We start from the raw sequence: 14,789 nt of genomic DNA, 5'->3' as shown, positions 1-14,789 counted from the left end.
GTAATCGTATATAATAAAATCATATGAGGGGAGTTGATCGTATCCTTATTGTTCTGGCAGGACTCCTGCTACTGCTGATCGGCCAGACGATCTACCTGCTGAATTACCGGAGACAGGTCAGTCAGATCAGCAGCCAGCTGTCTTTTATCATGGAGCATGAATCCCGTAAGCTGGTAGCTACCCAGTTGAAGCCGAGGGAGATCGGCAGGCTGGTGCGGGAGTGCAATAACCTGTTAAGCCGCCAGCGGGCGTTGGGAGAACAGTTCAGCCGCAAGAATCAGGAGATGAATCTGGCGATTACCAGTCTGTCGCATGATATCCGGACGCCGCTTACATCGCTGGATGGTTACCTTCAATTGGCGCTGCGGACAGAGGCGGAGCAGGAGAAGGGGCGGTACATAGCGCTTGCCCAGTCGAGAATACAGCAGATTATCAAGCTGGTGGATGAGCTGTTCCTTTATACCAAGCTGCAGAATCCCGAATACAGCCTGGAGCTGCAGCCCGTGGACGTTATGGAGGTGCTGAAGCGGAATCTGTTCACGTTCATTGATGATTTCACCCGGTCCGGGAATGAGCCTGAGCTTCAGCTGCCGGAGAATTCTCCCCGGGTGATGGGGGAACTCCATGCGCTGGAACGAATCTTTACCAATATCGTCGGCAACTATTTCATCCACGGCAAAGGTCCGTTGACCCTAGAGGTTGAAGACAGGCAAGATATGCTGTGTATGCGCTTCACTAATCATCTTAAGGCAGGTAGAAGAGTGGATACGGAGCAGATATTTACCCGCTTTTACAAAGAAGATCCGGCGCGTACCCGGCATTCCTCAGGTCTTGGACTCTCGATTGTGAAAGCGCTGATGGAGAAAATGAACGGGCATGCAGAGGCCGGGTGTACAGCGGATACCTTCAGTATATTGATCGGATTCTCAAAAAGGGGGGAGGAGCATAGCCGTGAGTACCCATCTCAAGGATAACGGGCACCGCCGGAGCATTCTCATCGTTGAGGATGACGAGCATATTAACGCAATTCTGCATGACGGGCTTACCGCCGCAGGGTACCAGTGCACCCAGTCCTATTCAGGCAGTGAAGGGATGCTAAATCTGGCGGAGCAGGACTATCATCTGATTGTCCTGGACCTGATGCTGCCCGGACTGTCCGGCGAGGCGTTCATGCACCGTTTGCGTGAGGAGCTGAAGTGCCGGATTCCGGTAATTGTTCTCTCGGCCAAGGATCAGCTGGATCATAAGCTGGATCTGTTCTCGCTGGGCGCTGATGATTATGTGACCAAGCCTTTTGAGCTGGAGGAGGTGATTGCCCGCATCCATGTCCATATCCAGCGGACGGCTGCCGGTGAGCCGCTGAAGGAGTTCAGGCATAAAAATCTGGTGCTGGACTGCACGGCCTACAGTGTCAGGATTCATGGAACTGAGCTTTCACTGACCCGCCAGGAATTCAGAATTGTCGAGCTGCTGGTCAGGAATCCCTCCCGCGTGTTCACGAAGCAGGATCTCTATGAGCTGGCCTGGGAGGAGATCTATCTGGGCGAGGACAAGACGATAACGGTACATGTCAGCAATATCCGCAATAAAATCAAGGCGCACGACAGCGAAGCCTATATTGATACGGTCTGGGGCATCGGCTTCCGGCTGAGTCCATGATGAACTTTGAACTTTCTTAACCTTTTGTTGGCGAACTATTAGTCTTCATCCTGTTAACTTAGGGTAAGGAGGTGGCAGATATGACAGATTGCATCATTGAACTATGCGGACTGACCAAGATGTACCACTCGAAAGCAGCAGTGCGGAATGCCAATCTCAAAATTTACAGAGGAGAGATTGTCGGCATCATCGGGAAGAACGGTGCGGGCAAATCTACCCTGCTCAAAATGATCAGCGGACAGGTGTATCCAACCTCGGGAGAGCTGCATTTCTTCAACCGTGCGGCGGCGGGGGGGCAGTCTTTTTTTGAGCGGATGGGGGTGCTGATTGAGCAGCCCGGGTTATATCCGAACGTCTCGGCCTATGAGAACCTGAAGCTGCTCGCCATCGCATATGGTCTAAGTGACAGGGATACCACGATAGAGAAATTACTGCGGCTCGTAGGACTGGACCCTAAGAATACCGCCAAAGTTAAAAGCTACTCCATGGGTATGAAGCAGCGGCTGGGAATCGCGGTGGCTCTGCTCGGAAGTCCCGATGTGCTGATTCTGGATGAGCCGATTAACGGGCTTGATCCGCAGGGGATTGTAGAGATTAGGGAGCTCATCCTGGAGCTGAACGCAGCGGGTCTGACGATTCTGATCTCCAGCCATATACTGGAGGAGCTCTCCAAAATCGCCACCAAGTATGCCATCATCCATCAGGGAGAATTCGCCGAGGTGATCTCCAAGGAACAATTACAGCAGCGCTGTGAGGAACGGATCGAGATTAGCGTGGAGGAAGCGCGGGAGGCTCTCCCGGTGCTGGAACGCGAGCTGAAGATTACACAATATAAAGTGGTGGACAGCCGCACGGTGTATGTATACGACGAGCATATCCGCATCCGGCAGATCGTCCAGGAACTGGCGCAGCATGGGATAATGGTAGATTCCATCTCAAGACATAAGCAGAGCCTGGAGCAATATTTCCTGGAACGCACGGAAAGTGCAGGTGAACGCCATGATTAACCTGTTGCGGATGGACCTGTACCGCTTCACGCGGAACAAGATTATGTACCTGCTGCTGCTCTTGTTCTGTGCCTTTCAGATCTTCGGCATCTATATGATGAAGCAATACGAGCAGCCGGTGGAGGGCCGTCCGATGCTCAGCAGCTTAACGGAGAGCGAATTCATCCAGCACACCATCTCCCAGCCGCCTTCATGGATGCTGATCTATATTGCGGTGTTCACGATCTACTTCTATATGAGCGAATGGAATTCCGGATTCCATAAGAATTATGTTTCCATGCGGCAGGCAAGAATCCACGCTGTCTTCTCCAAAATGGCGATTCTCGCCCTATTCATTACGATACTGTTCCTGACCCTGCTAATTGCAGACGGGATCGGCAGGAGGTTGTTTATGGGTCCGACGGATCTGGGAGAACTGGGCATGCTCATTACTCTGTTGGCCAGCCAATTCCTGCTGCACTGGGCGTTCTCCCTGCTTGTTCTATGCATTGTTATGATGACTAAGAACCTGCTCATCAGCTTGAGCGCCGGCTTCATTCTGGCCCTGAATGTGATCGGGATGGTACTTGGGGCGCTTGAGAATCAGTTCACGGGCACTCATCTGACGCAATATCTGCTGATCAACACGCTCGTACGTGTCAAGGATTTAGGCAGCACGGCTGACCTGATTCACACGTTCGGAGTGGCTATTGCGGCGATTCTATTCCTAAGTTATTTTGCTGTCCGCTACAAAATCAGGGAGGATCTGAACTAGGGAGTGGAGTAATCATCACTCTGCGGCACCTGGATCAAATTTTTCTGCATTCCCCGGGCAGCTCCCCGCCCTGAATCCAGGCCTCGACCAGCTTATTGAACAGCTCAGGCTTAGCCAGAGGGACTCCATGTCCCATCCGGGGAATCACCACGCCCATAGAGCGGGGGTTGGCGGCCACCAGATACCGGGCGGATTGCTTCATGACAGATTTCTCACGTTCACCTACAGTAACCAGTATCTTGCCTGAGGCCTCGCTGAACCCGGCTGGAATGCGGAACGACATATTCTCTTCCAGCACCCGGATCAGCGTCATTAGCTCCATCTGCCGGCTCTCTTCAACATACCGTTCCAGGTACTCCTCGCCCAGATAGAGCGTCTTAGCCTGCAGCTTCGCGAACCATCTGTACTTAATCAGCGGAAAAGACAGTCTGACCGCCGGCCCGATCAGCCTGCTGGCGGAGGGAATCGGCCGCACTAACGCGCTGTTGATGATGGCATAATCGATCATCTCCGGTCTTATCCCCAGCATCTGAACCAACACCTGTGCACCCAGTGAGAATCCGGTAACAACAATCTTTCGTCCCTTAGCCCGCTCCTCTATGAGTAATACAAGCTCCTCCGTACTGCTGCAGATCGTGAATTCCTTATCCTCCCGGCTGAACCCGTGCCCCGGCAGATCCGGGACCAGACAATGATAACGGTCGAACGCCGCGACCTGCTTCTCCCACATCCAGCCGCTCACGCCGCCGCCATGCAGGAAGACCACCAGATAATCCCCATTCGGGTCTCCGTACTCCTGAATATGTATAGCCACTCCGCACACCTCTTTCCTGTAAAAAGGTCATCCCTACTCCTACGTCCTAATACTCATATGGTCTCATAAGTAGAGTCGGTTACACCCTAACCGGGCACGCAACCCTCAGCAAGTGAACCAATTTTAGAGGCTGATATTGCACCCTTTGCCGACTTCTAATCCTACATTCAAGTAAGTGATTGTATTTCCTGCAATAGAAAACGCATAGCTGACCGTAAAAAGCGATTCTATTGTATTTCATACAGTAGAATGTTGTGTTTTGGGTGAAAATTGGCCCTTTTTCAAAATTCAATTGTACCGAATACAATAGATTCTATTTTGAAGGCTTTTTTACAATATTCCATTGTACAAAATGCAGCTGCTATCGTTCCAGCGCCTACAGCATCCAATGACTGCTATGAGAATGAGACGCTGGTTCGTTAAGAGCCGGTAATGGTCATATTCACAATAATAATTCTGACACTGTACTAGCTTGGATGCATCTAACAGAAAAAGCCCCGGCAGCTTGTCCAAGCTGCCGGGGCTTTACTCTACTATACAACAACCTAACATAAGTTGAATCAAAGAAAATAACAAAAAGCAAAAAGGATCGGAGGGGAATTTTGGAACTGTAGGAGCGGTAGCGTCCGCCTGAAAGCTTTCCGTAGGAAAGCTCGCTATCTACAGCATATGCTAGGTTTGGATTTCTACCGCGAACGGCGGTCTAATCAAGGAAATTTGTATACAACAGCGGCCGGAAGTCCAAATATTCTCCGTAGTGACGACTGAGATGTGAGCCGGATTTTTAAATTCAGCTTATCTTAAAACTGGAAGTCCTCATCCCGCAAAGGCTCCACATTCATAGCCCGCACATAACCGTTCCCCTTCTTCGAGAAGAAGTCATGCTGCTTCGTGTGGGTGCTGATCCCGTTCTGCACGATCGGGTTAATCTCTTCCTCATCGAACAGCGGGTCATGGCCAAGGTTCATCATGGCCTTGTTAGCGTTGTAGCGCAGGAAGGTCTTCACTTCCTCTACCAGACCTATCGGCGCGTAGATCTGCTCGGTGTATTGCTCCTCGTTCGTGTGGAGCAGACGCAGCAGGCCGACCAGGGTCTGGTAGACATCGCTCTGGTCTTCTTCGGACAGCTCCTCGAAAATCTCCTGGGCCAGCACGCCGACATAGACGCCGTGGATGCTCTCATCGCGCAGGATCAGGTCGATGATCTCGCCGCTGCAGGTCATTTTGCCCTGTCCGGCCAGATAGAGCGGGTAGAAGAAGCCACTATAGAACAGGTAGCTCTCCAGTAGGACCGAGGCGGACATCGCCAGATAGAGGTCTTTCTTGGTCTCAATCTTTTGATAATACTCCGAGATCGTCTGGGCCTTGAACTGCAGGAACGTATTGTCCTCCACCCAGCGGAAAATCCCGTCAATCTCCTCAGTCGAAGCCAGTGTGGTGAAAATGCTGCTGTACGACTTCGCATGAATCTGCTCCATCATCCCCATGAAGCCAAGGACCGCCTTGCGCTGCAAGCCGTCCACATGCTCCATAATTTGCGGCATGCCTACGCCGCCCTGAATCGTATCGAGCAGGGTCAATCCGCCCAGCACCTTCATATAAGAGTCCTTCTCAATTTCGCTTAGCGTGAGCCAGGACATTTTGTCATCGGATAGTGGTATTTCATCATCGGTCCAGAACTGCATGATGTTCTGGTTCCAGAACATCAGCGAGAAATCGTCGTCGGGACGGTTCCAGTTCACGGCTTGAATTGCGCTCATAATCGTATATTCTCCCTTTCTGTACCTGTGCCCCTCTTAAATGGAGCAGGCCAGGCATTCCTCGACAGACAATTTGTTGGTCCGGGTGTAGTACAGGGATTTCAGCCCTTTGTGCGCCGCATACAAGTAAGAACGGGCCAGCTCACGGGTGGTGACATCACTGTTCACATGCAGGACTGTTGAAATACCCTGGTCGATATGAGGCTGAATCTCCGCAATCAGATCAATTACCTTGAACTGATCCATCTGATAGGCGGATTTATAATAGAACACATTGTCCGGTCGCAGGTAAGGCATTGGATAGTAGGTGGTCGAGTTGGCATACGTGCGGGTCTCGATCTGCTCTACAATCGGCATTACGCTTGAGGTAGCATTCTGGATGTACGAGATGCTCGCAGTCGGCGCAATCGCCAGACGGTAGGCATGGTACAGGCCGTGCTTCATCACCTTGTCCCGCAGCTCTTTCCAATCCTCTGGGGTAGGAATGTAGATACCCTCGAACAGCTCCTGCGCTTTTGCCGTAACCGGACGGTAGTCAGTAGTCAGATAACGGTCGAAATACACGCCGCTGGCGTAGTCGGACTTCTCGAATCCATAGAACGTTTCGCCTGTCTCGGCGGCAATCTCCATGCTTTTCTCAATCGAGTGGTAGTTCATCGTCATGAAGAAGGTACGTGCGAAATCACGGGCCTGCTCACTCTCATAAGCCACCTTGTTCTTCGCAAAATAACCATGCAGGTTCATCACGCCCAGACCCACGGAGTGCATTTCCTTGTTCGCTTTAGCCACGCCCGGAGCATTGGAGACAGTTGTCATATCGCTGACAGCCGTCAGTGCGAGCATACCTTCATGTACGGATTCACGGATCTTGCCGTGCTCCATCACGTTCACGATGTTGAGGGAAGCCAGGTTGCAGCTGATATCGCGGCGGATCTCGTCCTGCTGTCCGTAGTCGTTAATCTCTGAAGTCTCCTGCAATTGGAAAATCTCGGTGCACAGGTTGGACATCTTGATCTGACCCACATTTCGCAAAGCGTGAGCAGCGTTAGCATTGCTCTTGTTCATAATATATGGATAGCCGGATTCAAGCTGGATCATGGCGATCTTGGTCAGCATATCGCGTGCGCTCATGGCGATTCTCTTCTTCACACGCGGGTCAGCGAGCAGGGTGTCATACATTACGTCCAGATCCATGTCATCCAGGTGCGTACCATACGCCTGATAGACTGTGTAAGGAGCGAACACATGCAGCGGCTGATTATCCTGTGCGAGCTTGTAGAAGCGGTTAGGCACGATCAGACCGATAGACAACGTCTTCAGGCGTGTCCGTTCGTCGGCGTTAATCTTCTTGCTGTCCAGGAACTCCAGTACATCCCAGCCAAAAATATTATAATAAGCCGCACCCGAACCCTTACGCTGGCCCATCTGGTCTGCATAGGAGAAGCCGTCTTCCATGAGCTTCAGGACAGGCATGATGCCTTTGGCAGCATCCTCGACACCTTTAATCGTCTCGCCGCGCGAGCGCAGCTTGGACAGATTGACGGCAACGCCGCCCCCGATTTTGGACAACTGCATACAGGTATTCAGCACATAATTGATCGAATTGAGCGAGTCGTCCATCTCCAGCAGGAAGCAGGAGACCATCTCGCCGCGGCGGCTTTTACCGGCATTGAGGAAGGTTGGTGTCGCCGGCTGCAGGCGCTGTTCCATCATCGAGCGGGCCAGTGTGCGGGCGGTCTCCACGTTGCCCCGTCCCAGATGCAGAGCCACTACCGCTACGCGGTCCGGATAATGCTCCAGGTACTGCTTACGGTCATTGCTTTTGACGGCATAATCGGTATAGAACTTGGAAGCCGCCATATAGGAAGGGAAGCGGAAATTATATTCATGGGCGATCCGGTAGACATCCTCCATCTCAGCAGCGGAGTAGCGGTCGTACAGGTCCTCGTAGTAGTCATTGGCAATCATATAATCAATCTTAGCTTTCGTATCCGTGAATGTCAGGCTGCGCTGATCCACATCCCGCATGAACTCGGCTACCGCCTCCTGGTCCTTATCCAATTGGAAAAAGCCGCTTTCGTCTCTCTTCATCAACATGTTATTTAATTCAATATGCCGCAACCCGGTCCACCTCCTGTTTTATGCGCTGTACATCCCCGAAGGTTCCCGACAATTCAAACTTGCCGACCACCGGTACATTGTAACGCTTTGCAATCAGATCTGCGCTGTGCGCGTATAACTCACCCCAGTTTTTGTTGCCGCTCGCGGCAATACCCTTGAGTCTGGAATGGTTCTGCTCAAGGAACGTAGCCACCTTCTCTGGAATCTGTCCAAATCCGGTGGTGTATGTAACAAGCACGTAAGGCTCGTCGATCGTCATATGCTCTTCGATTTGAACCGCCGGCAGCTTCAGTTTATTAATGAATCTTCTAACGTTGCCGGTCTTGGAATCGTAAGCAATCAACATGGCTCCTAACCTCCTATAACATGTAGCCCATTCTACTTGACAAATGAACAATAGCGGTTTTACTAGATTTATGGGCTTAGCACTTATATACACTATATTTAGTAACGTTTAATCATTTTACTACCATATATTGAAAAGTCAAGAGATGAACAGCCCTCTCCAGCCTCCCGAACTGCAGGTGAAAACCGCCAATCCCACGCCCCGCCTGCATTCTATTCTCTTATAATTAATTAGTATTTTTTTTAAGCATTTTGCTGCGCTGTGGAATGGTCCGAATGGGGCATTTGGAGAGGGGGAATGGTCTGCGAATTTTGGTAGCGTTTAAATTAAACTTATACATAAATAGGGAACCGTTTCGGGCCGCATGAGTCTTATTAGGGGAGAGGGGAGAGAACATGCAGAGTAAAGAACTAACGTATAGCATGACCTGTGCCTCATCGCTATCGCTGCGCGAGATGATGGAGACTTACGGAACGGATGTATGGAATTATGCTTTTTTCTTAACCCGCAGCCGGGAGCAGGCGAACGATATCAGCCAGGAGGTATTCCTTAAGGCCTACAAGAGCATGAGTAAGTACCGGGGGCAGTCCACTCTGAAAACCTGGCTGCTCACCATCACCCGCAACACCGCGTTCAGCTTACGGAAGAGCAGCTTCTGGCGGAGGTTCACTCCGCTGGGCAACCATCAGGATAAGGGAAGCACTCTGTCCGCAGAGCAAGAGGCTATCGGCAATCAGTACGCGAACCGCATCTGGGAGATCATCATGGAGCTGCCGGACAAATACCGGGAGGTGCTGGTGCTGGACATTCAGCAGGATCTGTCGGTCGCTGAATTGTCCTCGCTGCTTGGGATCGCGCAGGGGACGGTCAAATCCAGGCTCGGACGGGCCAGAATGAAAGTGAGAGCAGCGATGAAGGAGGAAGACCTGTGAAGACAAGACAAGAGCATGAGCAAGTGAAGGTGATGAGCGGGGAGAAGGACTGGTATAAGCAAGCCGGACGGAGTCCGCTTGCAGAACCGGGATTCACGCCACAGCTTATGGCGCGGATTGAAGAGGCTGCCCATGAATCCTCTAATCGTACAAGCGGCCGCCGCCGCTTCAGCCGTATGGCCGCCTTCGGCGGACTGGCAGCCATCCTGCTGCTTGGAGCGCTGGTCTGGCCGTTTGGCCCAGGGGCCGGGCTTGATCCGGCAGGGAGTCTGGCGGCGGTCTTTAAGCCTGGCTCGGGAGCGGCTGTGGTTACGCCGTCGGTGTCTCCTTCGGCGTCTCCGCAAGGACTGGGCCTGTACGAGATATCGGCAGAGTTTGAATTAGGCGGTCTTAAGTACTATATGCCTCTTCCACTAGACCGCAATAAGGCTGCTGCGATGGCTGTTGAGACCTCTGCTGGAATTGTCTGGTCACCCCCTCCGCCGATGGTTGACTATCTCAAGCCTAAATACACACATAATACAGAGCCGTATACTCTTTATCTGACTCCAAAAGGGCATCCGGAGCTATCTAAGGATTCAGCACAGCGGTTGTATGTCTTTCCTTTATACGCCGGAGGTGCGCAGTCTTATTTGTCGCTAGGAGGCTTAATTGGAGCGGGAGATTATCTTTTGTTTTTCAGCGGCAGCTATACTATTGGAGAGAATCAGAAAAGGTCAGGGGCCAAGCTGTATGTAATGGATGTCAGACAGGCAGGAAAGGGTAAGATTCCTGTTCCCCGAGAGCTACTAGTCTCAGATGAAGCGTATCAAGTCTATAAATCATTTATGGCTGTTAATCCCGAAAAAGCAGAGCTTTTGGTTGTTTATTATACGGATGATGGAAGAGGCGGTTATACACAGCATAATAAGCTGTATGATATTGCAACTGGCAGTGCTCAGGTACTTTCGGCCGAAATCACTACAGAGAATGTAGAAAGACCCTCCAGGCTTCATTATGGAGAGCTTACCCTTGATTCTAAAGATCTTGTGACCATTGTCCATTACGAAGTTAACGGAGAGCAGCGGAGTACAAAGGTTGATATGAAGACGGGCGAACAGTGGTTCTACGACTGGTGGTATGAGGAATACGGTGTGAAAATTGATGCCTCCTCAATAGAAAAATGATCATTTGCCTGTTATCTATGTCCCTTGCGGACTGCAAGGCCCTTATTGTAGTGCGAATGCGTCTTAACCGGGTGAGTTATTTCGTATTTTCAATCTAATCATATAGATAATTTACTAAAAAAAAGCTATACTTTTTGATAATCTCTCTAAGTAAACTTGGTTTGTGTTTACTTCTGGAGTTCGATATCGAAGAGTGGAGCGGGATCAATGAAGAAGCTGACTATTGAGGATGTGGCCCAGAAAGCGGGTGTATCGAAAAGCACAGTCTCGCAATTTTTGAATAAACGGTTCAAGTATATGAGTGAGGCGACCAAAAACCGCATTGCCGAGGTCATCGATGAGCTGAACTACCAGCCCAACGGGCTTGCCCGCAGCCTCAAGCAGAACCGCACGCATATGGTCGGCATTATTGTAGCCAATATAGATTATTCGCTGTCCATTCAGTGTATCCGGGCCATTGAGAATGAGCTGCAGCGCCACGGCATCCAGGTGATTATCTGCAACTCTGATGAGAATGCAGATAAGGAGAATACCTATGTGGAGACGCTGGTCGCCCGTCAGGTGGATGGCCTGATTATTTTCCCGGCGGGAGATCAGCCTGCGCCTTACACCCGACTAATTGAAGCGGAATATCCGCTGGTCTTCATGGACCGGCTGGTTGACGGCATTACGACCCAGAGCCTGCTGCTGGATAATGAAATGGCGGTGAAGACCGCCATCCGGGAGCTGACCGGCCACGGCCATGAAGCGATTGCTATTCTATCCCTGCCGCTTGGCGTACATGCGATCACCCCGCGCAAAGAGCGAATGAGCGGTTACAAAAAAGCGATGGAGGAAGCAGGTCTGCCGCTGCAGGGTTCGTATATGCGCAGTGTATCGCGCGAAGATATCGCTTCCGCACTGGACGAACTGCTGCAGCTGCCCCAGCCGCCTACAGCGCTGCTTGCCGCCAATGATCTGGTGCTGGGCGAGATTCTTAAATATGCGAACCGCAACGCCATCTCCATCCCCGGCCAATTGTCAGTGATCGGCATTGACGATGCGGACTTCGCCCGGATCTATAATCCTGATATTACTACGATCCGCCAGCCCGCCTACGAGATGGGAATGCAGGCAGCGAAGATTATGCTCTCATTGATCAACGATAAGGATAGCGCGATACCTATCACCTACAGATTCCCGCCTTCCTTGCAGCAGGGCGATTCGGTGCAGCCTCCGGCTAAGCCGGAATAGCAACTGCATTTAGTACAATGGAATGCTATAAAAAAGGCCGTTTTTCACCCACAACACAACATTCCACTGTATGAAATACAATAGAATCTCATTTTACGGTCAGCTATGCATGTTCTATTGCAGGAAATACAATCAGCTACTCGAATGTAAGAGCAGAAGTTGGTAGCAGGTGCAAGATGGAGGCTTAATTGCAATCCGTACAACTAAATCGCCGCATGTGCCGCCGAATCTCTGTTTAGCTGTATTTCGTGCAATTAAAATGCCTCTGAACCTGGATTTTCGCCTATCCGGGCAGATGTAGTTGTACAGACTACAGTTAAAAGAGGGAAGTCGTCCATTTCCCTGTTTTTAGTTGCACAAACTACACTTATCTCTGATGGTGCGCAAAAAGGTGTCCCAAGCCGACCGGCTTCTGGGACACCTTTTTGCAGTTGCAGTTTCTGTTACAGTCACACCCTTGCGGGGAGCCTGTTTATTTCTTAACGCCCGTGCTCATGAAGGCTTCCAGCGCGTCGCGGGTCGGCAGTCCGTCCATATCGCCAGGCGACATCACGGCGAGTGCGCCGATCGCATTGCCGCGCTTCACGGCTTCCGCTACGCTGAGCTTCTCCAGCATGGCGCTGATCACCCCAACCGCGAAGCCGTCTCCGGCACCGACCGTATCCACAACCTGCTCGACCTTGAAGCCGTCCACATAACCCTCTTCACCAGCGGAGGTCTTGTAGTAAGCGCCCTCAGGACCGAGCTTGATTACTACAAGGGATACGCCGCGCTCCAGATAGTAGCCGGCAATCTCCTCCGGAGTCTCAAGACCGGTGAGGATTTTGCCTTCTCCGTGTCCGGGCAGGAACCAGTCGCAGCGGGTAGCCAGGTCGTTGATCGTATCAACCATAGTTTCAGTGTCCGGCCACAGGGTCGGGCGCAGATTCGGATCGAGCGATACAGTCTTGCCGCGCTGCTTCATGAACTCCATGGCATGCAGCGAGAACTCATGACACGAAGCTGAGAGTGCGGAAGAGATGCTGGTCACATGCAGATGGCCTGCGGAAGCGAAGTAATCTTCTTTGAAGTCGGCGAGGCTCAGCTTGGAGGCGGCGGAATTCTTGCGGAAATATTCGACCTTGGGATCTCCGGTCAGTACCTTGGATTTGATCAGCATACCTGTGGAGAATTCCTTGGTCGTTGTGATGCTCGCGGTATCGATCTTCTCCTTATTCAGTGCCGAGGTGATGAACTGGCCGAAGTTGTCTTCGCCAAGCTTAGTCACATAACCGGTCAAATGCTCCAGGCGTGATAATCCTGTGGCTACATTGCTCTCCGCACCTGCCAGCGCCTTGGAGAAGGAAGTGACCTCATGCAGGGGGCCGGCTTCATTAGCGTAGAACATGGCCATCGGCTCCCCGAAGGTGACTGCATCCAGCTGTTTATTCATGAATAGTTCCTCCTAAAATGAACACGTTATTATGGTTTGGGATAGAATATAAGTTGAAATTATCACATAAAACGGTTTTGTACAATATAGCAATGCTCAATATGCGGGCATATTTTGTACAGAAAGCAGGCGGATAGATTCGTTTACCCTTGATATATAAGCGTTTTAGTCGATTTAAGAAGGGATGTTACCGCTTCCTAAATAAATATATATTGACTGTTGGCGGCAATGTTATTACTATTTTCTTAGAAGGATAAAGCCTGATGTTAGTAAAAAAGATAAATTAGTTTATCTAAATAAATATTCTTAAGTGGAATATAACCAGAGAGGAAGTAACAACCATGAAGAAAATCAAAGTATTGCAGAATATCACCTCTGTTGGCGTAGTAGCTGTTATCCGTGCGGATAATGCCGATGATGCTTATGCCATGTCGGTGGCTTGTATCGAGGGCGGACTGAATAATATTGAAGTTACCTTCACGACTCCGGGAGCCGAAGTAGCGATCAAGCGCTTGGTGGAAGAATACGGGGGCCGCGCCGTGATTGGTGCCGGTACCGTGCTTGACCCGCTGACGGCAAGAATTGCTATTCTGGCGGGTTCGGAATTTGTGGTCAGTCCTTCTTTTGAAGAGGATACTGCGAAGATGTGTAATCTGTACGGCATTCCTTATATGCCGGGCTGCATGACGCTGAATGAGATGAAGGAAGCCCTGAAGCTGGGCGTGGATGTGCTGAAGCTGTTCCCTGGCAGTGCGTTCGGACCGGACTATGTCAAGGCGGTTAAGGGGCCGATGCCGCATGTGAACATTATGCCTACCGGTGGCGTGGATCTGAACAATATGGAGAAGTGGATCAAGAACGGCTGCATCGCTGTCGGCATCGGCGGCAACCTGACCGCACCGGCCAAGGAAGGCCGTTATGACCAGATCACAGAGCTGGCTGCACAGTATGTTGCGAAGTTCAAGGAGATTCAAGGGCAGTAAAATATATGTACAACAGGAATGTCTTGCCTCTATGGGGCAGGGCATTTTTTTGTTGAACGTTAGATCAGCCTTAATGATGGAATTGCTGCCGCTTCGGGCAATACTTATAATAGAGGCAGAGTGCCCTAAGCGCCTGCGGACATTGAGAAGTATACCTGAAAGGTGATGCCATGACTGGCGACGATCTTCGCAGCAAGCTGTACCCGACACTGGTAGTGGAAGAAGCCGATTATGTGGAGATCCGGACTGCAGTCCCCGGCTGCAGGGTGACAGCGGGAGCTATTTATAAGCTGTATCGTAACTATAATCATCCGCAACTTTTTGAACAGGGAGAAGTATATGTGCTTGATGATGCTTCCAGGGAGAATTATGCGGTGCTCCTGGTGTGCGCGACTACATTATATACATTAAAAAGAGTATTTGAATGATTGCTGCATCCCTTGTATGCTTAGTAGGGATTGTGGACTACAAGTAGAAACGGCTTTGCCGTCCTTTTTTAGGACGGTACCGTTTCAGCGGGAAAGATAAGGAACATTTATGCGCGAAGCATCTAGTTTTTATCTTTTAAAATAATCATTACAG

Annotated in this window: 14 protein-coding genes; 9 read left to right on the top strand and 5 right to left on the bottom strand. The window is 50.8% G+C overall.

Annotated elements, in window-relative coordinates; all coding sequences use genetic code 11:
* Positions 1–23: 23 nt before the first annotated feature.
* The 4 genes from NYE24_RS12005 to NYE24_RS11990 all read left to right on the top strand — a co-directional run bounded on the left by NYE24_RS12005 (position 24) and on the right by NYE24_RS11990 (position 3,420).
* Positions 24–974 (top strand): HAMP domain-containing sensor histidine kinase, encoded by a 951-nt coding sequence (locus tag NYE24_RS12005; protein WP_342478742.1) that lies wholly within the window; start codon positions 24–26, stop codon positions 972–974.
* Positions 952–1,659, top strand: a complete 708-nt coding sequence (locus tag NYE24_RS12000) for a response regulator transcription factor (RefSeq protein ID WP_036690484.1) — start codon at positions 952–954, stop codon at positions 1,657–1,659. The genes NYE24_RS12005 and NYE24_RS12000 overlap by 23 nt, the downstream gene beginning before the upstream one ends.
* A gap of 80 nt (positions 1,660–1,739) precedes the next feature.
* Positions 1,740–2,666, top strand: a complete 927-nt coding sequence (locus tag NYE24_RS11995) for an ATP-binding cassette domain-containing protein (RefSeq protein ID WP_076154187.1) — start codon at positions 1,740–1,742, stop codon at positions 2,664–2,666.
* Positions 2,659–3,420 (top strand): ABC transporter permease, encoded by a 762-nt coding sequence (locus tag NYE24_RS11990; RefSeq protein ID WP_342478741.1) that lies wholly within the window; start codon positions 2,659–2,661, stop codon positions 3,418–3,420. Before NYE24_RS11995 ends, NYE24_RS11990 begins: the two co-directional genes overlap by 8 nt.
* 34 nt (positions 3,421–3,454) lie before the next feature.
* Here the strand turns inward: NYE24_RS11990 and NYE24_RS11985 are convergent, their stop codons facing one another.
* The 4 genes from NYE24_RS11985 to nrdI all read right to left on the bottom strand — a co-directional run bounded on the left by NYE24_RS11985 (position 3,455) and on the right by nrdI (position 8,461).
* The gene (locus NYE24_RS11985) at positions 3,455–4,234 is read right to left on the bottom strand and encodes an alpha/beta hydrolase (RefSeq protein WP_342478740.1); all 780 of its coding nucleotides are present in this window, start codon (positions 4,232–4,234) and stop codon (positions 3,455–3,457) included.
* 800 nt (positions 4,235–5,034) lie between these two features.
* Positions 5,035–5,994: a class 1b ribonucleoside-diphosphate reductase subunit beta gene (gene nrdF, locus NYE24_RS11980; RefSeq protein WP_342478739.1), complete on the bottom strand. Its 960-nt coding sequence runs from the start codon at positions 5,992–5,994 to the stop codon at positions 5,035–5,037.
* 36 nt (positions 5,995–6,030) lie between these two features.
* Entirely contained in the window at positions 6,031–8,115 is a 2,085-nt protein-coding gene (gene nrdE / locus NYE24_RS11975; protein WP_342478738.1) for a class 1b ribonucleoside-diphosphate reductase subunit alpha, read from the bottom strand.
* Positions 8,102–8,461 carry a class Ib ribonucleoside-diphosphate reductase assembly flavoprotein NrdI gene (gene nrdI, locus NYE24_RS11970; protein ID WP_036690473.1) on the bottom strand — a complete coding sequence of 120 codons (360 nt, stop codon included), beginning with the start codon at positions 8,459–8,461 and terminating at the stop codon, positions 8,102–8,104. The genes nrdE and nrdI overlap by 14 nt, the downstream gene beginning before the upstream one ends.
* A 395-nt stretch (positions 8,462–8,856) precedes the next feature.
* Here nrdI and NYE24_RS11965 point away from each other — a divergent pair, with 395 nt between their 5' ends.
* From NYE24_RS11965 to NYE24_RS11955, 3 genes are all read left to right on the top strand, one after another.
* Entirely contained in the window at positions 8,857–9,393 is a 537-nt protein-coding gene (locus NYE24_RS11965; protein ID WP_036690472.1) for a sigma-70 family RNA polymerase sigma factor, read from the top strand.
* Entirely contained in the window at positions 9,390–10,559 is a 1,170-nt protein-coding gene (locus tag NYE24_RS11960) for a hypothetical protein (protein ID WP_036690470.1), read from the top strand. The genes NYE24_RS11965 and NYE24_RS11960 overlap by 4 nt, the downstream gene beginning before the upstream one ends.
* A 207-nt stretch (positions 10,560–10,766) precedes the next feature.
* Positions 10,767–11,792, top strand: coding sequence for a LacI family DNA-binding transcriptional regulator (locus NYE24_RS11955; protein WP_342478737.1), 1,026 nt, complete (start codon positions 10,767–10,769; stop codon positions 11,790–11,792).
* Between the two features lie 472 nt (positions 11,793–12,264).
* Here the strand turns inward: NYE24_RS11955 and NYE24_RS11950 are convergent, their stop codons facing one another.
* Positions 12,265–13,224 (bottom strand): sugar kinase, encoded by a 960-nt coding sequence (locus NYE24_RS11950; protein ID WP_036690467.1) that lies wholly within the window; start codon positions 13,222–13,224, stop codon positions 12,265–12,267.
* Between the two features lie 341 nt (positions 13,225–13,565).
* Here NYE24_RS11950 and NYE24_RS11945 point away from each other — a divergent pair, with 341 nt between their 5' ends.
* Positions 13,566–14,207, top strand: a complete 642-nt coding sequence (locus NYE24_RS11945) for a bifunctional 2-keto-4-hydroxyglutarate aldolase/2-keto-3-deoxy-6-phosphogluconate aldolase (protein ID WP_036690465.1) — start codon at positions 13,566–13,568, stop codon at positions 14,205–14,207.
* Between the two features lie 170 nt (positions 14,208–14,377).
* Positions 14,378–14,635, top strand: a complete 258-nt coding sequence (locus tag NYE24_RS11940) for a hypothetical protein (protein ID WP_036690464.1) — start codon at positions 14,378–14,380, stop codon at positions 14,633–14,635.
* The last annotated feature ends 154 nt before the right edge of the window (positions 14,636–14,789 follow it).

This window comes from Paenibacillus sp. FSL H7-0350 (assembly GCF_038593195.1).
GTDB lineage: Bacteria > Bacillota > Bacilli > Paenibacillales > Paenibacillaceae > Paenibacillus_AQ.
Note: the sequence above shows the minus strand (reverse complement) of the source record. Positions and strands in the feature narration are given on the sequence as shown.

Coding starts and splice junctions, on each gene's coding strand:
- NYE24_RS11965 (WP_036690472.1), top strand. CDS start 8,857: ATGCAGAGTAAAGAACTAACGTATAGCATGACCTGTGCCTCATCGCTA.
- NYE24_RS11995 (WP_076154187.1), top strand. CDS start 1,740: ATGACAGATTGCATCATTGAACTATGCGGACTGACCAAGATGTACCAC.
- NYE24_RS11955 (WP_342478737.1), top strand. CDS start 10,767: ATGAAGAAGCTGACTATTGAGGATGTGGCCCAGAAAGCGGGTGTATCG.
- NYE24_RS11950 (WP_036690467.1), bottom strand. CDS start 13,224: ATGAATAAACAGCTGGATGCAGTCACCTTCGGGGAGCCGATGGCCATG.
- NYE24_RS11945 (WP_036690465.1), top strand. CDS start 13,566: ATGAAGAAAATCAAAGTATTGCAGAATATCACCTCTGTTGGCGTAGTA.
- NYE24_RS12005 (WP_342478742.1), top strand. CDS start 24: ATGAGGGGAGTTGATCGTATCCTTATTGTTCTGGCAGGACTCCTGCTA.
- nrdF (WP_342478739.1), bottom strand. CDS start 5,994: ATGAGCGCAATTCAAGCCGTGAACTGGAACCGTCCCGACGACGATTTC.
- nrdI (WP_036690473.1), bottom strand. CDS start 8,461: ATGTTGATTGCTTACGATTCCAAGACCGGCAACGTTAGAAGATTCATT.
- NYE24_RS11990 (WP_342478741.1), top strand. CDS start 2,659: ATGATTAACCTGTTGCGGATGGACCTGTACCGCTTCACGCGGAACAAG.
- NYE24_RS11940 (WP_036690464.1), top strand. CDS start 14,378: ATGACTGGCGACGATCTTCGCAGCAAGCTGTACCCGACACTGGTAGTG.